Genomic DNA, 20,687 nt, shown 5'->3' on the forward strand with positions numbered 1-20,687 from the left:
GGTATTTTAACTCTCCTTCGTATCCAGGGCATAAACAAACGTCAATGCGACCGGTATTTCAGCATAAAGCTCCGCTCCAATCGAAACACGGCTGCTGTGGAGGACGGATAAACGCTGCCCGTCTTCCGTTTTGACCAGAAGCCGCCACTGATTTCCCTCAAAAGCACAGTGAATAACCGAAAGAGTCAGCCGGTTGGAGCTTGCCGACCAGGATGTCTGAAGCCCTTCGGTCAACGTAATATCTTCCGGACGGATCATGACTTCCACCCCGGAACTTTCATGAAGCGGTACCGTTTCATTGGCGAATGCGTATTGAAAAGTCACGCTGCCAATCCGCACACGGGGTTCACTATCGACATAGGTGATCATCCCCTTCAGCACATTGGTCGCGCCCAGCAGCGAGGCTGCCCAGCGCGAAGCCGGCTTGCGGTAGCACGCCTCCGGCTCATCAAGCTGATCCACCTGGCCGCTCCGCATAATCATCAGACGATCCGCAAGTGAAAATGCCTCGCTGGGATCATGTGTCACATGAAGTACGGAAATACCCAGCTGGCGGAACAAATAAGACATCTCCGTGCGCATATCAATGCGCAGCCGCATGTCAAGGTTGGATAAAGGCTCATCCATCAGGAGCAGCGAAGGGCGGGTTGCGAGCGCCCGGGCAATCGCCACACGCTGCTGCTGGCCTCCCGACAGCTGTGGAGGAAATCGTCCTTCCAGCCCTTGCAGCTGGAGCAGATCCAGCAACTCCCCTATTTCCTTGCGCTGTTCCTGTGCGCTCATCCGTTTGCGCCTCAGTCCATAGGCGATATTATCGTAGACCGTCATATGCGGCCATAAGGCATAATCCTGAAATACCATATTGATGCCGCGCTTCTCCGGTGCGACAAAACGGCCCGGAGCCGCGACAGTCTGGCCGCGCAGCCGGATTTCTCCGTCATTCGGGGCGTCCAGTCCGGCAACCAGCTGCAGGAGTGTGGATTTCCCGCAGCCGGAAGGCCCCAGTATACTAATAATTTGCCCTTCCTCCAGCTTGAAGGAAACGCCCTTCAGCGCTGTGAATGAGCCATGCTTCTTCACCACGGAGTTTACTTCCAGAACATCAGTCATGCAGTTGTTTCTCCTTTCTGCGGAACGCCAGCTCAAGCAGCAAAATAATCAGAATGACGAGTCCGCCGCCAAGCATCGTTGCCGCAGTGGCATAGCCGAATTTTAAATCTTCAAAGCCTTTGTTGATCGCCACCGGCAGCGTCATGAAGTTAGGCGGGTACAGGATGGTCGACACCGCAAGGTCGAATACGCTGGAGCCAAAGGCGGCAAGCCCTGCGGATAACAGAGCCCCGCGGACAAGCGGCAGCAGAATTTCATGGCTGCGCCTGATGAAGCCAACGCCCTGAAGCTCGGCGGCATGTATCAGCTGGATCGGAATTTTCGTTAAGGAGCCGACAATGATACGCGTAATGATTGGAATAGCGCCGGCAACGCTGGCTAATACCAGAATCCAGGGCGTTCCGTATAACAGCAGTCCGATGTTCTCCAGCCATGCTTGATTCCAGACGAAAATATATCCGATGCCCAGCACGACACCCGGAACTGCCAATGTAACCAATGAAAAAATATCGATCAGCCGCTTCCAGCGAAAACGTGAATAAATCAGCACATAAGCGACCAGGAATCCAATAATAAGACTGATAACCGCGGTTGAGCCGGCAATCATCAGAGAATGATACAAGCCCTGGAACAAGGCCTGCTTGTTGACGAACAGCTCCCGGTAATAATGGAGCGTCCAGTTGCTCCAGACAAAGCCTCTGGAAATATTATTCATAAAGGACACAGCCACATTGGTTCCCATAGGTATTCCTATTACAAGGATGAGAAACAGGACATTCCCTGCTGTGAGCAGCAGACCTTTGCGCCCCATCTTCTTGGGTACAGCTGCTGTTGCGCGGGAAGAGAGAAAATCAAATCTGGCTTTGCGCAGCGCATAGAACTGCACGAACATGGCAATCGCAATGAACAGAACCAGATAAAAAGACAATACGCCCGCCATATCAAACCGGATCGGCGACGTATAAATGGCCGAATAAATAGAGTAAGGCAGCGTCGGAAACCGGTACACCGCCGCAAGGGCAGATGGCAGCCCGAAATCGCCGATCGTATCCATAAACACAAGCGCGGCACCGGCCAGAAATGCCGGCAACAGAAGCGGCACCCAGATGGTCCGCCACACGGTAAAGGGACTGGCTCCGCACAGCTTGGCTGCGCCTCCCAGCTGATCCACCTTCCATTCCATGGCCGTGTATACACTCAGGTAGGCAAAAGGAAATTTACTCAGCACCATAATGGCGACAAGCCCGGCGGGTTGGAATACGAGAGAGGTCACCCAGTCCCAGCCAAATATTTTATGTGCAAAGCCATTGGAGGAAGCGAACAGAACCCAACCTTGGGCAAGTATAAAAGAAGGGGTAATCAATAACACCCAGACGGACAGATCGAGCCATCTTGCCGTAGGGAATGACCAGCTTGAACGCAGCATGGCAAGGCCCCCGCCAAGTAAAGTCGCAAATACGGTCGTGCCGCCTGCCAGCAGCAGGGAATTCAGCATGGACTGCCGCCACAGCGGCCGGCTGAATACATCAAGCAGCAAGGAGAGATTACCGGGATTCCAGTCGCCGAAGAAAACGCCGGGGAAAACAACCTGGATCATTACGGCTGCCAGCGGATAGAGAATAAGCAAAGCCAATATTGCAGATACGAGCCAGCCCAGAAAGTTGGGAGACAGGGACGGCCTCAGCCGCCCCTGCCCTATGTTCCGATTATTTGCTTTTATCATACAGCAGCCTACTTAACCGATTGGTCAGCGAACCATTGCTTGATTTCGGCTTCATGTTCAGCTGCCCATGGCGCTTGCGCATAGACAAGCTTCGTATCCTTGGCACGGTCTTCCTTGGCATTAACGCCGACAGCGGAAGGCTCAAAGTAGCTTTCTGCTCCCTGATCGATCAGGTACTGCTGCGTTTTGGGATCCAGCAGGAATTCAATGAATGCTTTGGCAGCCTTCATATGCGTGCTCTCCTTCTGAATGGCTGCGACACGAACGGATGCCGGAGCACCTTCTTCAGGCCAGACGATTTCGATCGGCTCTCCATCCTTCTTGAGCGTATAAGCATTGCTTTCCTGGATGGCCGCCACCTGAATCTCTCCGCCGGCTACGGCAGTAGCGACATTCGGGTTTTTCGGATAGACATGCATACCGTTGTCCAACATTCCTTTGAAGAACGTTTTCCCTTCATCCATCCCCTTGTTCTCGAAGAACCAGGATACGAAAGGATAGGCAGGAGCCGCTACGGCCGGATCGGCCATGCCGACGAGTCCTTTATATTCCGGCTTGGCGAGATCCGCCCAGCTTTTTGGCGCTTTATCGGCCGTAATCAATTTCGTATTGTAAATAATGACGCCCGCAGCATGTACGCCGGTCGGGAAATAGGCATTGTTGGCAGGTACGATCGGTTTTGTAAAATCAGTCAGGTTCTTGAGGTTCTCCGGCTGCCAGCCTTCCAGCAGTTGGCCTTGCTCTCCCAGTGAATGAATGGAAGGCAGAGCATCCATCCATACAACATCCCAATGCGGATTTCCTTTTTCCGCTTCGATACGGGACATCGTTTCAGCGCCATTGCCGACTACAAGATTCACTTTGTAACCCGTCGCTTTTTCAAATTCTGGTCCGATAATTTCATCAAAGTCATTCAGATAAACAGTCAGCGGCTCATCGTCGGACTTGTCATTCGGATCCTCAGCAGGAGCATTTACTGCCGCATTCCCAGCTGCATTCTCCGCAGTGTTTCCTGCGGTATTGTCTGCTGTGTTTCCTGCAGCCGTTCCAGTTTCATTGCCCGACGCGTTGGCATTTCCTGCCGCCGCATTCGCGTTTGTGTTTGTGTTTGTGTTTGTGTTGCCGGCCCCATTGTTGCTCCCGCATCCTGCCACTGCCAGCACCAGCGCCAGCATGAACAGGATAGTCCCCGCCTTTTTACTCCACATTTTACGCATTTCTTTAAATCCTCCCTAAATCTTTTTCGTTTTACTAGACTTAGAATAGTCGAGTTTTGTTTACTTGAAATTAACGCCGTATATTGATTTTGTTAACGTTATCTTATTATATTGATAGAAACATAGATACTATCTATAATAAGGCCAAAAGGAGGCATCACGATGAACATACAACAGCTAAAGGTCTTTGTAGCCGCCGTAAACTATAAGAATCTGACCGAGGTGGCCAATCAATTGGGCCTGAAGCAGCCCACCGTCAGCTTTCATATCAAGAAGCTTGAGCAGGACACCGGGGTAGAGCTGTTCATCAAATACCACCGGCAATTTCGCCTTACGAATGCCGGCGAAGCGCTTCTGCCCTATGCCGAGCGGATTGTGACTCTGTTCGAACGCGCCGGTCAAACGCTGGCCGACTACCGCTCACACCGCAAAGGCCATATCCGCATCGGCTCCAGCTACACGCCGGCCACTTACCTGCTTCCGCCGTTATTGTCCAGCTTCAGCCAGAACTATCCCGATGTCTCGCTGCAGCTGACCGTCAAAAAAGCCGATCTCATTGTGGATCTGGTGAAGAACTTCGAGCTGGATCTGGGTATTGTTTCTCATACTCCGATGGAGGACGATCAGATCGAGCTGCGCCCGTTGATGGCCGATATGCTCAAGCTGATTCTTCACCCTCATCATCCTTTGGCAGCCAAGGAAGAGATAACGATTCATGATTTGCACGGGCTTCCCTTCCTGGTTCATGAACCGGGCTCCACCTCGCGCAGGCTTGCAGATGAATGGGCAGCCGAGAATGGGATGAAGCTTGCCGTCAGCATGGAGCTTGGCGCGATTGAGCCTATCAAGGAAGGCGTGCGCTGCGGGATTGGAATCGGCATTCTGCCGCAAAGAAGCGTGTTGAAAGAGGTCGAACGGGGAGAGCTGGTGATGAAGGGTCTGCCGAATTATATCAATCACCGGTTTATTTGTCTTGCTATCCGCAAGGAAATGGAGCTTCCCGCTGTCGTCAGCAGACTTGTCGATCACTTTTCTGATATAATGTAATAAATACCAATTTGATAGGCAGGTGCTGCTTTTAGCATGGCTAAAATATTCGCGGTATGTATGAACAAAGGCGGTGTGGGCAAAACAAGTCTTGTGACTCATTTGGCCGCAGCGGCTTCCTCCCTGTTCCCGGACAAAAAGACGCTGATTATAGATACCGATGCCCAGGGCAATGCAGCCGTTGTTTTTGGCAGCGATCCCGATAAGTCCGAACTTACCATGTATGATGTATTCACTGGCGCCAAATCAATCAAGGATATCCTAATATCCATTAAACCCAATCTTGATTTGGCTCCGGCATCCGACAAGTTCAACATGCTGGAATTTCATATTTTATCCCAACTGGAATCGTACCCCTCTCCTTTTCTGCTGCTAAAGAAAGAGGTTGATCAGATCAAGTCGGATTATGATTACATATTTATTGATTGCCCGCCTTCACTCGGCTTGATAGCCGGCAATGCGTTAAAAGCCGCTACCGATGTGCTGATCCCTTTTGTTCCGGAAGCTTTCTCCGTCAAGGGGCTCCAGCGCGTAATCCAGACTATCGAAGCATTCGGCTCCAAGGAGGAACCTTCGCCGCGGATTACCGGCATCATTGCGATGATGGTCGACGGGCGGTCCAAATTGCATCAGGAATTGGTGGGCCATGCCCGTGAGTTCTGCAGCAAGAAGGATATCCGGCTGTTTGAAACCGTGATTCCACGGTCGATCAGCTTTGCCAACGCTGCAGCCTATGAGGGCTCGCCGCTTGTATGGACTGACCGCTCCAATCCCGCTGCGGAAGCCTATTATACTTTGGCCAAGGAGGTGTTCGAATATGCCACCAAGAAAAAAAGAACTGCTCGTAAACTTTGAAGAACCTGCGGACAAGCCGTCCTCCGCTGCACCGGAATCGATGGTAGACAAAGCCGAAAAAACGCTGCGCACCAGAAAGAAGCCGGCTGCAGCCAAGCAAGCCCGGAAATTGCCAGCCGATCCTTCCGGTCAGGAAGCTCCGCCAACTCCAGCTGTAAAAGTGGAGGAACTGATGCCGCAGGTCAAGCTGGATAAGAAGCTGCGCAAGGAAACCCACTCCAAAGCCGAATTTTATATCCGCAAGGATCTGCTGGAACGGGTCAAAACGATATCGCAAAATAAAGGCAAAGGCTTCAAAACCAACCTTATCAATTATGCGCTGGAGCAGGCATTGGATGGGCTTGACAGATCGGGCCATTCCCCTTCGGCAGATTAGCAGTGCATCATCCATCATAGATGTGTTTATGACAAAACAGGCCGCCAGCGGATATTCCGCCAGCTGCCTGTTTTGTTGTGGTTTGCCCTTGCACCCTTGGCCGTGTTCCCCGATTACAGCGATTATTTCATCAGACCTTCAGCCTAAGAGATAATCTTATTGAATTTCAATGCGTTTCTTAACGGATTGCGCTTTTTCCTTCTTGGGTATTTCCAGCTTCAGAATACCGTTCTCGAAGCTCGCCGATATTTGGTCATCCTTAATATTTTCTACATAGAACCGGCGGACAAATTCGCCATAATAACGTTCACGCCGGATAACCTGATGATCTTCCCCGTCCACATTCTGTTCCTGGTTGCGCGAAGCCTTGATCGTCAAATAATGATTGCTGTAGCTGATATCGATATCAGCTTTAATGAACCCGGGAAGCTCGGACTCAATCAGAAAAGCATCCTCGCGTTCGTGAATATCCGTGCGGAATGGATGGGTATTGCTTCTCATCGGCGCAAAGAAATCTTCATTGAAGATATCATGGAATGATTTCATCAAGCTGCGGCTGACATCTTCATTTCTTTTCCGAAACGGAACTAAATCCAACATGTACATCTCCTCCAATTTCTTATAATGTGATGCTTACACTTTTTATTATAAGGATGCTGCCTGCTCTCCTCAAACCCGATAAAACAACAATAAAAATCATTTTCCGTGAATTTAAGGAAATCCGGCAGTCCCCTCGTTATTTTTCTCAGTCTTTCTTTGACTTTCTCTGACTTTGATTTTTTTTGACCTTTCGCTGCAGTTCGTTTGCTGCCCAGAATAGCCATGAGGACGTTACACTCCACATGTTGTTCAGATTTTGTACAGTTCCTATCTGGTATAATCACCTTACAGGAGGGCCTGCCAACATGAAGAAACTGCTTTCTTTTTTGCTGATCATCACTGGATTTGTGCTGATTGCGCTGCCTTTTGCAAAAGAATGGCATTATGATCAGAAGCAGCGGCGTCTGCTTGATCACATGGATCATAATACCTTCGCCTCCGCGGCCGAGAAATCCGATCGCCTGCTTGCAGAGAGTTACCAGCGATTATCCGACCTGTTCTCTAATGAAGCAGACGCTGCCGTACCTGAGGCTGTCAGCGACGATCAGAGCAAGGAAGATCCTCAAGGAATCGCTGTTATTGAAATCGGCAGCATCGATGTGAAGCTTCCTGTTCTGGAAGGCGCCACAACGCAAAACATGAAGTACGCCGCTGTCCATCTGACAGAAACAGCCGCACTTGGAGATATTGGCAATGCTGCCCTGGCTGCACACCGGGCTCATACGAAAGGCCGATTGTTCAATAGGCTGGGGGAAGTTAAGATGGGAGACAAAATTACGATACGGGTCAAAAACAAGGTTATGGAATATACCGTATTCAAAATATTGGTCGTTAAGCCAACTGACCTGTCCGTATTGAATGGCAATGACACCGACAGGGTGCTCACGCTTATTACATGCGATCCGCTTATTAATCCGACACATCGTCTGATTGTCCAGGCGAAACTGTAATCTATCATCACTTAAAAATAGTTGTACATTCTATCAAATATTGGTATAGTTATTGTCAAGATAAGTCACGATAACGGCAAACCTGTCGAAAGGCAGCGACGCAAAGCTAGAGGGCCTTCCCATTATTTGGATGGCAGCCAGCTACCGAAAGTTTGTCTTTTTTTGTTTTCTAAAAACAATAAACACTCAACGATAAACGGCAAACTTGTCGAAAGACAGGGACGCAAAGCTAAAGGGCCTTCCTGCTTGGATGGCAGCCAGCTACCGAAAGGAGTCTTATTTCATGAAATCTTTTTTTCTTGTTCTCGTGACCGTATTCATTTTGTCCCTTCCCCTCTCCACAACTGTAGCAGCATCCGGTACGGACTCCCCGACTTGGCTCGATACGAAGCAATTGGATATTGGAATTATCGGAGCTGCATTTAAACCTGCCGCAAAAACACCTAGTGTGCTGTTAATAACCAAAAACGGAGTCACTTATACATACAAATTGCCTGCCACAGGCACGATGGAATACTTCCCCCTGCAGCTTGGTGATGGTTCTTATACAATCTCCCTTATGCAAAATGTTACCGGCACCAAATACAAAAAAATCGGTACGGAATCAGTTAACCTGAACTTGAGCGATGACAGCAGCGTATTTCTTGGTTCCGTGCAAAATGTCAATTGGAAAAGCTCCCCGACTGCTGTTGCCAAAGCCAAGGAATTGACGAAAAACAAAACGAAAGTTGAAGACAAAGTCAAAGCGATTCACGATTATATCGTTAAAACCATCAAATATGATTCCAAATTGAGCACATCTGTAACAACGGACTATATTCCCGATGCGAACAGAACGTTGAAATCAGGCAAAGGCATCTGCTATGATTACTCCTCCCTGTTTGCTGTCATGGCTCGCAGCGCCGGCATCCCGACCAAGCTGGTTATGGGAACAACCGATTATGTGAAAGGCTACCATGCCTGGAACCAGGTACTGATTAATGGGAAATGGAGCAATATTGATACAACGGTTGATTCCGGTTTGGGCAAAACCAGCGCAAGCAGCAGTTCAATGTTCAAAGAAGCCGGCAAATACGCAGCAGCTAAATTCTATTAAGCTTAATCTGATCGCTTGATAGCATCTGTCATTAAGCAAAAGCAGCTTAAGACAGCAAATAGCGCAAAAAAGAGACTATTGCAGGATCCCCCCTCCTGTAAAGTCTCTTTTTTGCATTTTGACGGGTAGTTCGGTATTACGCTGCCTGGATATGCAATCCCTTATTTCATGACATATGCCTCTCCCATCGTGCATCTCACCATTATCATCTTTAGAAAAAAGGAGCTGCGCCTCGTCATATGATAATGACGGAGGAACAGCTCCTGATGGATTTTTACTAAAAATGATCTTATTTCTGGATATGCTTCCGGCGCAATCTCAGCAAAACAATTCCGAGAATGACCAGACACAGTCCTGCAAGTTGAAGCGGCAAAGAGCTGCTTTCCCCTGTTTTGGGGAGCGTCTTGCCAGGTGTGCTGCTGTCTGGATCGTCATTACCGGGTTCTATACCGCCCAAAGGAATCTCATCCACATTTACATCGAACAGGACTTCTTCTTCGTTGCCGTCCTTGTCAGTTACGATGATAGAGAAATGATCCTCGCCCGTATAGCCTGGTTCAGGTGTATACATCCATTTACCATCCGGATCGACCGTCAATGTACCGTGTTCCGGTTGGGTACCGATTGCAACATTGCCGCCCTCTGGTACTTTAACCGTCCCTTGAATCGGTTTGTCCTGTACGGTTGTTTCCTGCTGCGGCACTTGTGTATCGCTTCCAGGTTCTACGCCTGGATCAGTCGGCTCACCTGGATTCGATGGTATACCCTGGTTGCCCGGATTGACCGGTGTACTTGGTTCGCCCGGTGCTCCCGGATCAACCGGCGGCGTTCCCGGATTTGCCGGATCCTCCGGATCGTCAGGTGTTGTCGGATCCTCCGGATCGACTGGAGGGAAGTACGGATAATAAGGATACATTAAACCCAAATCGATCGTAAGATCTTCCCATCCCTGCGGAGCGTCTTCGCCAATCGTGATGACTGCCGTAGTACCGTCAGTCAGCTTATTGGAGTCTTTATCAGCCGCAATTCCCGCTGCTTCCGGAGTTGTCATTTCATAGCCCTCAGGAGCTTCGAAATAAACAAAATATTGGCCTCCGACCAGATTATCAAACCGATAATAGCCCGGTTTCCCAGCAGCATCATCAGCAGTCAAAGTCTCTGCAAGCAATTGCATGTCTTTGTTATAAAGCTTGACCTTCACGTTGTTTATACCGTCGTCATCAGCTTCATCCTGCATGCCGTTCCTGCTGCTGTCCAGCCATACGTAGTTGCCGATGACGCCTTTGGCAACAAGACCCAAGTCAATGCTGAGATCCTCCCAGCCGGGAGTTTCGCCGATTTGAATTTTAGCTGTAAATCCATTCTCATCGGTTGCATTGGAATCCTCCTTGACGTCGGCTCCTTGTTCTTGAACGGTCCTCGTATAGTCGGCAGGCACAATGAACTTGACAAAATAGTCGCCTGGCAGCAATCCGTCGAACAGATAATAACCCGGTCTACCTGTCAGATCCGCTGCAGTTGTTGTCGTAGCGACAGGGGTTCCTGTCACATCATCTTTGAACAACTGGACTTCGATTCCGTTGATTCCCTGAAGCTCATTCTCGTCTTGTATGCCGTTCCGGTTGCGGTCCAGCCATACATAATTTCCGATCACGCCCCGTGGAACCAATCCCAAATCGATGGTCGGATCCACCCAATTGGAAGGTCCGATTACAATCTCATCGGTAAACCCGTTGCCGTCCGTGCTGTTGGAATCCGCCTCGGGCGATCCGACCCCCGGTTTGGTTGTTTCATACTGTCCACTGTAGAAGAATTTAACGTAGTACTTGCCTTCTTTCAGACTGCTGAACAGGTAATAGCCTGGCTGGCTGCCATTATCCTTCGTCACCGCTGTGGCGATTTCCGTTCCATTCCGGTCATCGTACAACTTCACGGTTACTCCGTTGACACCAGACTCATCATCGTTTTGTATGCCATCCTGATTCTTGTCCAGCCATACAAAATCGCCGATAGCGCCTTTCATTGCGATCAGGCCCAGATCAATACTGTGATCCACCCAACCCGGAATTTCGCCGATTTCAATAACAGTTGTAATGCCGTTTATGTCCGTAGCGTTGGAATCCAGCTCCGGTTCCGCTCCTTGTCCCGCAGCGGTCTTCACATAATCTGTTGGAACAAAGAACTGGACAAAATAATTGCCTTGCAGCAGATTATCGAACAGATAATAGCCTTGCTTACCTGTGGAATCGTTAGCCGTGGTTGTTACGGCAACAGGAGTTCCAGCGGGAGAGTCTTTATAAAGCCGAACTTCGATTCCGTTGATTCCTTGAAGCTCGTCTTCATTTTGTATGCCGTCGCGGTTGCGGTCATCCCATACATAATTTCCGATTTCACCTCGCGGCACCAATCCCAAATCGATGGTCGGATCATCCCACTTAGAAGGTCCGATTACGATTTCATCCGTAAATCCGCTCACATCCGTGCTGTTCGAGTCTTCAGCAGGCACTGCCGCTTCAGGAGAAGTCATTCCATACTGTCCTTCGTAAATGAACTGGACATAGTAGGTATCCTCCGGGAGTCCGGTGAACAGATAGTAGCCGTCTTTGCCGGCATTCTCATGGGTCACCGCCTCGGCAATTGCCGGTCCGGCAATATCTTTGTACAGCTTCACGATAACGCCGTTAAGTCCGGACTCGCTGTCGTTCTGAGCGCCGTCTTCATTATCGTCCAGCCACACATAGTCTCCGATCGTGCCTCTCGGGTCCGTAGTAACAGGTACATCAAGCGTTACTTCAACCATTGGTGTCTCATCAGGCTTCGCAGAAGCGGTATTCGTTACCTTGGGCTGCCCCATATCGGAGTTTGTAACTGTATAGGTATACTTGATTTGCTTGGACTCGCCTGGCTGCAGCACCGGAATGGCCGGAATACCGGATACCAGGGAATCACTGATCACCACATTGTGCAGAACAGAACTGCCCGTATTCACGATCGTAACCGTGTATTCAATTTGCGTTCCCTCTTCGGTTACGGACAGCACATTGGCAGTTTTGTTGATTTTGAGTCCCGCCGTCGGAATCTTCGCATCATCCGTGATCGGATCAGGAGATTCGTTATAATGCACGGTTGCCGTATTATCCAAATCGGTGCCGTCGATATCGTCGGCCGTGATGGTATACGTACCTTCCAGCGACAACGATTTGCCAGCTGCCAAATCCTTAATGACAACATAAGGCTCCGAGCCCGTACCCGGGTTGTCGATGCGGGTAATAATATCCGGGCGGTTGTGAGTATTTCCATTGATTGCAATTGGATCGCCATCGTACGTAAGCTTATCGAATTGGAATCCGGACTGTCCTCTGTCCAGTGCATCCGAAACCTTGATATTATGCATGGTGACGGATGAAGTATTCGTCAAATCGATTTTGTAATGAACCTTGTTGCCTTTCACTACATAATCCTGCGAAGCGACGCCTGCTGTCCCCGGTTCCACGTTTGTAATGGTTTTATCCATATCAGCCGAAGGATAATCGTTATCATCAGGAGGACTGGTTTCAATCAGACCCAGATCGATCGTACGATTCTTTTCGGCCGTGCCAAGCGTGATTTCATCGGTTTTGTACGTTTTGTAGCCGCTGGCACCGCTTACGGGTGCAACAAAATTGGAATCCTCAGCGATTGCATGATTCGGATCGGTTCCCTTCTTGTTGGCATCAGTAGTTGTGTATTTGTCGGGAACGACGAATTCGACGTTGTAGTCGCCAGCTTCAAGTCCCTGGAACAAGTAATAACCCGGTCTGCCATTAAAATCATATCCGGTCTTGCTCGACTTGAATGGAGTCGTTTCCCCAGCTTTGTACAGATTAACCGTGACGCCGTTAATTCCCGCGCCTTGTCCACTGTCCCCTGAGAACTCCTCGTTTTGCGTTCCGTCGCGGTCACTGTCGAACCAGACAAAATCGCCAAGCTCGCCAAGCGGAACATGCTCGTTGTCAGGATGGACAAGGAATCCGACCTTGTTCGGAGCGGTCGGAAGCATTTTGCTGCCTTCACCACTGCCGCTGCTTCCATTCTCCGTCGCCTGAATGGCGAATGAGTTCCAGGCGACGGAGTCCGTTTGTGCACCTACCGGCGCATCCATTTTCCAGTCCAGCACGATGTAATCTCCTGGAGCAAGTCCTGCCAGATTGTCGCTTCCGCTTATACCGGACAATTCAAAATACAGCGACCGGATATCCGTCAAATCATCCCTGTTGTAAGACGCCTGAGCCGTCCAGCCGGTCTTTCCGCCGGTCACGTTATCGAAGTTGACCACGTTATCCTGGTTGGTCGATTTGCTGTAATAGGTGTTCAGCATATAATCGACTTCCTTCGGAGCTCCGGCATTCTGCGGTGTCCAGGCGAATGTCTTCGCTCCGGATTCCAGCACTTCCGCCAGATTCGGCTGCCACTCGGAATGACGTTCTTCAGCCGGTCCAGAACTCACTTTCACGGCCGTATCCCCAACAAATGGAAGGATATCAATGACATCGATTTTACCCAGTCGGGTGTTTCCGCTGTTGAAGATGACCAGCTTGTAGTCCGCCGTTCCACCCTCGTAGGTGACGCTGTAATACGGGAACTCCGTATACTGCGGCGTATCGGCAAAATCGAAAGGCATATCCGGGATTGCAGGCTGGCCCGCATACTCCGGATTTTCTGCCGCTCTGAAAATTGGCGCCAGATCACCTCTGTTCCATTTGGTCGATTCGACCTGGGAAGACTTCTTCACTTCAACCGGTATGGATGCATGAACAAAATATTCATCAACTCCCGGTGTCGGATCTATCGTATCCTTGATGGAACTGTTGCGCGATTGCCATGCACCCGGACTATCAGGCACATCCTGCGACTGATCTCCCGTATACCAGAAAGGTGTCCCAGGTACATCCGTTGTAAGATACAGATCGTTGGTATACGTATGAGTGCCGTCAGTCATCGGCGTTCCAGCCTCGACCTGGCCCTTGTAATCGATCCGGAAGCTTTGTCCGGGTTCAAGCGATACCGGAGTGGCCCAAGACCATACAACAAGAGATCTTCCATCTTTGAAGTTGTCTATAATGTGAACGCTCGGCTCTGTCAGAGCTGGAGTATCACCAAGTGGGACAATATCAAAGGATTCCTGCAGCGCTTCATTCTCGTCAGCAATCAGAGGATTGGTGTAGTAACCAAAGCTGACAGGCAGCAAATCATAAACGGCTGAGGTTACATAGTTTCCTGTGGCGCGTTTATCATTCTCCACCGTCAGTTTGAAAGGCACTGTGCTCATGGGACGATAATTGCCGGTCGTTACTTCTTTTTTGGCATTTATCCAAGGCTTCTTATTGTTGATCTGGAAATCAGCAGCAGCGTTTTTGGACTTGTCATCCAGTTGATTCGGAATAACAGCGTTTAACTCCTTATAGTCCAGCAGGACCGAATTAAGCACCGTATCTCCGTGTTCAACAGGATCAGCTGTGACTCCATTGACACCTGTTCCGTTCGTCACACTTCTTACAATACCCTTAATGGTAATATCAGAAAGTGAGCCATTCACGGGCAGTTTATCATTGTAGCTCCATTCGAGCTGCTTCAGATAGGCATCCGAATCCAGAATGATATCTTTGTTGGCGTTAAGTCCATCTGTGCTGTCGCCAATTCGGATAAGATTACCCGGTTGGCTTACTACATGCCAGACATTGTCATTCGTCAAGTAACGGAACTGGTCCCACTGAAAATTCGCTGTCGAAATGGAGGTGTAGTCCATTTCCGGCGGCAGCGTATCAACGAGCACCAGATCGGATAACGGCGAATTCACGCTTGTACCCGAATTATTGATTCCGCCAATCGTAAATGACTGCTCCTGACCGGGAAAACGGTATTGAAACTCCCGGTTCTTGAACAATCCCGGCGTTCCGGATTTCGGAGGTCCGAACTCCGTTGTTACTTCCGCATAATCGCTTGTTACAGTTCCAGTCCCAGTCAGCGAATAGGTCGCAAAGATGACCGAGTTCTTCTGATTCTGCGGATTGTTGGAAGCATAACCGTAATTATCCGGATACGTGACGGTTACTTCTGCCTCAAATCTCCCGCCGGAAGGCACCACAATATTACTCCACGTGATAGTCCCCGAGCTATAAATGCCGGAAGGATTCGAGCTTACATAAGTCGCCTCTGGCGGAAGAGTGTCTGTAAATGCCGGCACGGTCAAACTTCCGGTATCCGTGTTTCCGGCAGTTCCCTTGATGCCGACCATATACTTCACCTGGCCGCCGACGATCTTGACACCATTGCCCAAGCCGGTATCCTGAGTCTTGTAGGTTGACCACTTATCATAGGTCACATCCGGAACCGTAGGCGGGTCCGGGTCGTCTCCCCCATCGGGATCGGGCCTGATCGCCACATCGACGGCTGCCGGAACCTCGGTTGTACCGCCCGGATCCGTTACCTTCGCAATCGGCGTATTGATCGTCGGTACGGAGGAATCGGAACCAGTAGGCTTTACTTTGACCGTAATTCTGAGGTTCCCTGAAGTTCCCGCTTTCAGCACCCCGTCAGGAGGAGGACTGAACGTTACGGTTTGCCCTGCTTGCGAATCCCACATTTCAGAATTCACAATTTCAAACTTATCGGGGACCGTGTCCTCAATAACCAGGCTTTTCCCAACCTGAGTCGCATCGCTCACCTGATATTTGATCAAATAATCAAACGTTTCTCCTACATCCACTTCTGAAACCGGTGTATCGAGTCCGGTCACAACCGCCTGGGCGGTAAAAGAGAATCCCGGGAGTGAAACGGGAGCGGCCGAAGACGTAATATGAAGCATAGGCTGCAAAAGCACCTGCAGCACCAAAGCCCAAATCAGCGTCAATGCCAGCTTTCTCTTGCCGTCTTTCCTGAAATACGAACGCATAACTCTACCTCTCTCCACTTTGAACATTCTTGCATTCCTTACTCCTCAAAACGCGACGACATTTCAACTCAACCGCCATGGATCAATTCGCTTGCCAAGCACTCCTCCTCCCCCCTCACTCCTATCTCTCCTTGTCTTGTCGGTGCGCTGTCGAAAATTGGAGAGTTACAGCTGACTATACCTATATCATCTGAACAAAAACTGAACAAAAATTTGTGGAATAAATGAACATATTCCCGGTTTCACCTCCATCATCAGAAGGGAAACGGGACATTTGCCCCAATCCCTTTCCATACCCATTTCAAAAGTCCCTGATTCCCCATTTGGGCCCGTTGTTTCACCAGACACCGTTTCCCATAGATACAGCCCAAATGACCTATCCATCAATCCTGCTGACAACAAAAACAGCCGCCCGGCAGATACCACCGCGCGACGGCTGAACATTCATAATTCACTTGAATGGAAACGCCCGCGTTCTCCAGTATTCACGCGCCAAGACCCTTCACGGTTATGAAAATCACTCCGGCAGGCATACATATTATCCTTGGCTCTTTCATATCGGCCAAAGGGGAGGGGGATACCATGCTTCAAAATATCAAATCCGGGATCAGTCTGCTCTCCAGCCGATTAATCAATCATCAATCGCCGGACGGAAGTTGGCGGTATGGCTTTATAGAGAGCGGGCAGACGCTTGATGCCGCAGCAATCATCCTGATGCGCATTGTAGAAGAGAAGCAGCCAGGCGATCCACTTGTTCAAGCCTTGGCTGAACGCATCATCGCATATCAAGGCGATGACGGCGCCTGGCGCGTCTATCCCGATGAGCCTGCCGGCAATTTATCCGCTACAGCGGAAAACTACTGCGCCCTGCTCTATGCCGGCTTCGATGCCGAAGCCCCCTTCATGACGAGGGCTTATGAAACGATCCGCAAGTTGGGCGGTTTATCCGGCGTTGACAGCCTGATGACCAAGTTCCTGCTTGCCGTTATCGGACAATATCCCTGGCCCAGGTGGTTCCCGCTCCCGCTTTCCATCATGCTTCTGCCCTCTTATTCCCCCGTTCATTTTCAACAATTTTCCGGTTATGCCCGCGTCCATATGGCTCCGATGCTGCTTCTCGGATACCGCAAGCCGAACTTTGGCCTTGCCTCCATCCCCCGGTTGGAGTTGCATAGATCCTCAACGAAGCCGGAAGATCCGTACGGGAAAAATGAGGATGCCAGCTCCTTATGGATGCGGCATTTTGACCGCAGCAAGCTTTCCCTCCTGCAGGATTGGCTGCTGGCCTTGAAGAAGCTTCCGCTGACTGGCGGATTCAGCTCCTTCCTTTCACAGAAGAATGCGGCAGCCCGCGCGGAGCAGTTCATGCTTGAACGGATTGAATCGAACGGCCTGCTCTACAGCTATGCAACCTCGACAATCCTCATGATTTATGCCCTGCTTGCCACGGGGTATGAGCGCAGTCACCCGGTTATCAGAATGGCGATGAAGGGACTTCAAAGCCAGATTTTCCAAAGAGACAGCCAACGGATGCTCCAAAATACCAATTCAACCGTCTGGGATACGGCATTAATCAGCTACGCGCTTCAGGAGGCCGGAACGCCTGCCGACTCGCCTACTGTCCGAAATGCCGGGGCATATCTGCTTTCCAGGCAGCATACGAAGCTCGGCGATTGGAAGCTTGGCGTCCAGCATCCATTGGCAGGCGGCTGGGGATTCTCGGATATCAATACAATCAATCCAGATATGGATGATACTACAGCAGCGCTCAGGGCTATATCAGGCATGAAGGACCCCCGTTCTGAAGCAGCAAGCTCCCGCGGACTGCAGTGGCTTTTATCGATGCAAAATAACGATGGAGGGTTTGCCGCATTCGAGCGCAATATCGATAATCCGCTTCTGCTGTGGCTGCCTATTGAAGGAGGCAAGGATGCAGCCACTGATCCGTCCACGGCAGACTTGACGGGCCGAACGCTGCATTACCTGGGGCACACTCTCGGACTTACTGCCAGACACCGTTTCGTCGAACGTGCAGCAGAATGGCTGTATCATAATCAGGAGAACGACGGATCCTGGTATGGGCGTTGGGGGGTTTGTTATATTTACGGAACCTGGGCGGCACTAACCGGCCTGATGGCTGCCGGCGAACCGGCAGAGCAGCCAGGCATCCGCAAGGCTGCCAGGTGGCTACAATCCATTCAGCATGAGGATGGCGGCTTCGGTGAGTCATGCCTCAGCAACCGGGTGAAGCGGTATATGCCGCTTGCAGCCTCCGTACTCTCCCAGACCGCATGGGCGCTGGATGCCCTGATTGCGGTCAGGGATGAGCCGGATGAGTCGATCCAGCGCGCCGCGGGTTTTATCCTTCAAAATCTGGACAGTAAAAGCATCGTCTCCAGTTATCCGACAGGTGCCGGACTTCCGGGACATTTCTACAACCGATATGAGAGCTATTCGCTGGTTTGGCCGCTGCTTGCGCTTTCCCATTATGAACAAAAGTATGGCACATCTCCCAAATAAAGCAGTTTGTTCTTCCAGATCGATGACAGCATGCAAAAAAAAGCGCCCCTTCGAGGGACGCTTGTCAATTAAAAGCCAGTGCGAATTGCGATTGAAATACGATATTGCTTAAGAAAGATTAACGGAGCTTCCAATACAAATCGCTCATGCGCAGCTCGTTGCGGAGGGCACGCGTGCTGGTCGAATTATCGATGATGACGTATTCGATGCCGGCCATCTCTGCCCAATCCACCAGCTGCTCCACTGTAACCTCATAGGAGAAAACGGTATGGTGGGCGCCTCCAGCATGAATCCATGCTTCTGCCGACTCACTAAGGGAGGGCTGCGGCTTCCATAATACGCGCGCCACAGGCAGCTTAGGCATGTCGTGATCGGGCTGGACCGCATCCACGACATTGATGATCAGGCGGAACCGGTTGCCGAGATCGATAATGGAGGCATTCAACGCCTGGCCGCTGCGGCCATCGAATACCATCCGGGCCGGATCGGCTTTGCCGCCGATACCGAGCGGATGTACTTCAAGGCGCGGCTTGCCTGTGGAAATGGTCGGGCAAACCTCAAGCATATGCGCACCCAGCACCATTTCATTCCCCGGTTCAAAATGATAGGTGTAATCCTCCATAAACGAGGTGCCTTTGTTGTCCGCAATCATCTTCATCATGCGGGTCAGGGCAGCCGTCTTCCAGTCGCCTTCTCCGCCAAATCCATAGCCCGCCTCCATCAGACGCTGTACCGCCAGACCCGGCAGCTGTTTGAGGCCGTGCAGATCCTCGAACGAGGTGGTGAAAGCCGTGAACCCTCCTTCCTCCAGGAAGGATTTCATCCCGAGCTCGATGCGTGCCTGCTCGCGTATGGCCTCCCATTTCTCGGGGGAATTTCTGGTTTCAGCTGCAATCACATACAGCGTTTCATATTCATCCGTCAGAGCGTTGACCTGCTCCTCGGAAATTTGCGCTATACGCGCGGCAAGATCGCCGACGCCATAGCCGTTGATGGACCAGCCGAATTTGATTTGAGCTTCCACCTTATCCCCTTCTGTAACCGCAACCTCCCTCATATTGTCCCCGAAGCGGGCCACCTTGAGGCCGCGTCCTTCTGTGAAAGCAACCGCAGTACGCATCCATCCGGCAATGCGTCCGCGGGCCTGCGGGTCTTCCCAGTGTCCAACAACGACTTTGCGGGCTATGCCCATGCGGGCACCGATGAAACCGTATTCGCGATCACCGTGCGCGGATTGATTCGTATTCATAAAGTCCATATCAATGCTGTCCCATGGAATATCGCGGTTAAATTGCGTATGCAGATGCAGCAGCGGCTTCCGCAGCTCGGACAGGCCGGCGATCCACATTTTGGCCGGAGAGAAGGTATGCATCCAGGTGATGATGCCTGCACAGCTCTCATCCACATTGGCTTGCGAACAAAGCTTGTAAATCTCATCGGGCGATTTCACCACTGGTTTGAAGATCACTTCAAAAGGGATAGAGCCGTCGCTGCCCAGCGCCTCCGCGATCGTACGGGAGTGATCTGCGACTTCAAGCAGCGTTTCCGGACCGTACAAATGCTGACTGCCCGTTACAAACCAAAACTGATAAGGCTTCACGTTAAGCATATTTTTTTCCCTCCATACTGCAACCGTTAGATGAGTTATCCATCTCGGTTGTCAGTGAAATGTGCTGCAACCGTTTGATGAGTTTATCCATCTCGGTTGTCAGTGAAATGTGCTGCAACCGTTAGATGAGTTTATCCATCTCGGTTGTCAGTGAAATGTACTGCAACCGTTTGATGAGTTTATCCATCTCGGTTGTCAGTGAAATGTACTGCAACCGTTAGATGAGTTTATCCATCTCGGTTGTCAGTGAAATGTACTGCAACCGTTAGATGAGTTTATCCATCTCGGTTGTCAGTGAAATATGTGCAGCCTTTAAACGGGGAAATGCCCATCCGGCTGCCGGTAAATCATTTGTCCGAGTTGTCAGTACATATTCCCAACTTGTACAGACAATCCAGTCCGTCAATCCATCAATCACTTCGTCAACTGCTGATTCCCAGTGAAAATGCCTGTTCCATTTCAACCAATTTCGCTCAACTTGTACGTACAACCATAACAATATGTATTGTACGCCCATGCGGATTCTTTTTCAATACCTAATCTGCCCCCAATCCTGAACAAAAGGGCGGATGACAAATTTGAATCCATTCTAAATGGCCTAAAATCGATTAAATCATTGTTTTTCCCGTATTTCTTAGAGAAATTCACGGAAT

The 20,687-nt window shown here is 50.4% G+C and carries 12 protein-coding genes and 2 riboswitches; of the genes, 6 read left to right on the plus strand and 6 right to left on the minus strand.

Translation table 11 applies throughout. The features are described from left to right. Positions 1-6: 6 nt before the first annotated feature. Genes AC0YOA_RS15305 through AC0YOA_RS15315 form a run of 3 tightly spaced genes read right to left on the minus strand, consistent with a single transcriptional unit; the run spans position 7 to position 4,050 of the window. Positions 7-1,110 (minus strand): ABC transporter ATP-binding protein, encoded by a 1,104-nt coding sequence (locus AC0YOA_RS15305; protein WP_475787318.1) that lies wholly within the window; start codon positions 1,108-1,110, stop codon positions 7-9. Continuing rightward, complete coding sequence (locus tag AC0YOA_RS15310; RefSeq protein ID WP_475787319.1) at positions 1,103-2,833, minus strand: ABC transporter permease; 1,731 nt, start codon at positions 2,831-2,833, stop codon at positions 1,103-1,105. Before AC0YOA_RS15310 ends, AC0YOA_RS15305 begins: the two co-directional genes overlap by 8 nt. Before the next feature lie 8 nt (positions 2,834-2,841). Further along, the gene (locus AC0YOA_RS15315; RefSeq protein WP_475787320.1) at positions 2,842-4,050 is read right to left on the minus strand and encodes an extracellular solute-binding protein; all 1,209 of its coding nucleotides are present in this window, start codon (positions 4,048-4,050) and stop codon (positions 2,842-2,844) included. Positions 4,051-4,212: 162 nt separating this feature from the next. On the opposite strand from AC0YOA_RS15315, the gene AC0YOA_RS15320 reads away from it, so the two are divergent. The 3 genes from AC0YOA_RS15320 to AC0YOA_RS15330 are packed head-to-tail and all read left to right on the plus strand — an operon-like array spanning position 4,213 to position 6,328. Continuing rightward, on the plus strand, positions 4,213-5,097 hold the full coding sequence (locus AC0YOA_RS15320) for a LysR family transcriptional regulator (protein WP_475787321.1): 885 nt from the start codon (positions 4,213-4,215) through the stop codon (positions 5,095-5,097). 36 nt (positions 5,098-5,133) lie between these two features. After that, positions 5,134-5,952: a ParA family protein gene (locus AC0YOA_RS15325; protein ID WP_475787322.1), complete on the plus strand. Its 819-nt coding sequence runs from the start codon at positions 5,134-5,136 to the stop codon at positions 5,950-5,952. Continuing rightward, positions 5,915-6,328, plus strand: a complete 414-nt coding sequence (locus tag AC0YOA_RS15330) for a hypothetical protein (RefSeq protein ID WP_475787323.1) — start codon at positions 5,915-5,917, stop codon at positions 6,326-6,328. The genes AC0YOA_RS15325 and AC0YOA_RS15330 overlap by 38 nt, the downstream gene beginning before the upstream one ends. Before the next feature lie 156 nt (positions 6,329-6,484). Here AC0YOA_RS15330 and AC0YOA_RS15335 read toward each other — a convergent pair whose 3' ends face one another. Further along, complete coding sequence (locus tag AC0YOA_RS15335) at positions 6,485-6,928, minus strand: Hsp20/alpha crystallin family protein (RefSeq protein WP_475787324.1); 444 nt, start codon at positions 6,926-6,928, stop codon at positions 6,485-6,487. 305 nt (positions 6,929-7,233) lie between these two features. Here AC0YOA_RS15335 and AC0YOA_RS15340 point away from each other — a divergent pair, with 305 nt between their 5' ends. Together AC0YOA_RS15340 and AC0YOA_RS15345 are read left to right on the plus strand one after the other, a co-directional pair. Beyond that, positions 7,234-7,878: a class D sortase gene (locus AC0YOA_RS15340; RefSeq protein ID WP_475787325.1), complete on the plus strand. Its 645-nt coding sequence runs from the start codon at positions 7,234-7,236 to the stop codon at positions 7,876-7,878. A 65-nt stretch (positions 7,879-7,943) separates the two neighbouring features. Continuing rightward, positions 7,944-8,027: riboswitch (cyclic di-GMP riboswitch) on the plus strand. Between the two features lie 39 nt (positions 8,028-8,066). Then, positions 8,067-8,147, plus strand: a riboswitch (cyclic di-GMP riboswitch). Between the two features lie 14 nt (positions 8,148-8,161). After that, positions 8,162-8,974: a transglutaminase-like domain-containing protein gene (locus AC0YOA_RS15345; RefSeq protein WP_475787326.1), complete on the plus strand. Its 813-nt coding sequence runs from the start codon at positions 8,162-8,164 to the stop codon at positions 8,972-8,974. Positions 8,975-9,263: 289 nt separating this feature from the next. Here AC0YOA_RS15345 and AC0YOA_RS15350 read toward each other — a convergent pair whose 3' ends face one another. Further along, the gene (locus AC0YOA_RS15350) at positions 9,264-15,905 is read right to left on the minus strand and encodes an SdrD B-like domain-containing protein (protein WP_475787327.1); all 6,642 of its coding nucleotides are present in this window, start codon (positions 15,903-15,905) and stop codon (positions 9,264-9,266) included. A 582-nt stretch (positions 15,906-16,487) separates the two neighbouring features. On the opposite strand from AC0YOA_RS15350, the gene AC0YOA_RS15355 reads away from it, so the two are divergent. After that, positions 16,488-18,425, plus strand: a complete 1,938-nt coding sequence (locus AC0YOA_RS15355; RefSeq protein WP_475787328.1) for a terpene cyclase/mutase family protein — start codon at positions 16,488-16,490, stop codon at positions 18,423-18,425. Positions 18,426-18,543: 118 nt separating this feature from the next. On the opposite strand, the gene araA is transcribed toward AC0YOA_RS15355, so the two are convergent. Beyond that, positions 18,544-20,034 carry an L-arabinose isomerase gene (gene araA / locus AC0YOA_RS15360; protein ID WP_475787329.1) on the minus strand — a complete coding sequence of 497 codons (1,491 nt, stop codon included), beginning with the start codon at positions 20,032-20,034 and terminating at the stop codon, positions 18,544-18,546. Between the last annotated feature and the right edge of the window lie 653 nt (positions 20,035-20,687).

The organism is Paenibacillus sp. JT22N12 (assembly GCF_056269365.1).

Coding starts and splice junctions, on each gene's coding strand:
- AC0YOA_RS15350 (WP_475787327.1), bottom strand. CDS start 15,905: ATGCGTTCGTATTTCAGGAAAGACGGCAAGAGAAAGCTGGCATTGACG.
- AC0YOA_RS15315 (WP_475787320.1), bottom strand. CDS start 4,050: ATGCGTAAAATGTGGAGTAAAAAGGCGGGGACTATCCTGTTCATGCTG.
- AC0YOA_RS15355 (WP_475787328.1), top strand. CDS start 16,488: ATGCTTCAAAATATCAAATCCGGGATCAGTCTGCTCTCCAGCCGATTA.
- AC0YOA_RS15325 (WP_475787322.1), top strand. CDS start 5,134: ATGGCTAAAATATTCGCGGTATGTATGAACAAAGGCGGTGTGGGCAAA.
- AC0YOA_RS15320 (WP_475787321.1), top strand. CDS start 4,213: ATGAACATACAACAGCTAAAGGTCTTTGTAGCCGCCGTAAACTATAAG.
- AC0YOA_RS15330 (WP_475787323.1), top strand. CDS start 5,915: ATGCCACCAAGAAAAAAAGAACTGCTCGTAAACTTTGAAGAACCTGCG.
- AC0YOA_RS15340 (WP_475787325.1), top strand. CDS start 7,234: ATGAAGAAACTGCTTTCTTTTTTGCTGATCATCACTGGATTTGTGCTG.
- AC0YOA_RS15345 (WP_475787326.1), top strand. CDS start 8,162: ATGAAATCTTTTTTTCTTGTTCTCGTGACCGTATTCATTTTGTCCCTT.
- AC0YOA_RS15305 (WP_475787318.1), bottom strand. CDS start 1,110: ATGACTGATGTTCTGGAAGTAAACTCCGTGGTGAAGAAGCATGGCTCA.
- AC0YOA_RS15310 (WP_475787319.1), bottom strand. CDS start 2,833: ATGATAAAAGCAAATAATCGGAACATAGGGCAGGGGCGGCTGAGGCCG.
- araA (WP_475787329.1), bottom strand. CDS start 20,034: ATGCTTAACGTGAAGCCTTATCAGTTTTGGTTTGTAACGGGCAGTCAG.
- AC0YOA_RS15335 (WP_475787324.1), bottom strand. CDS start 6,928: ATGTTGGATTTAGTTCCGTTTCGGAAAAGAAATGAAGATGTCAGCCGC.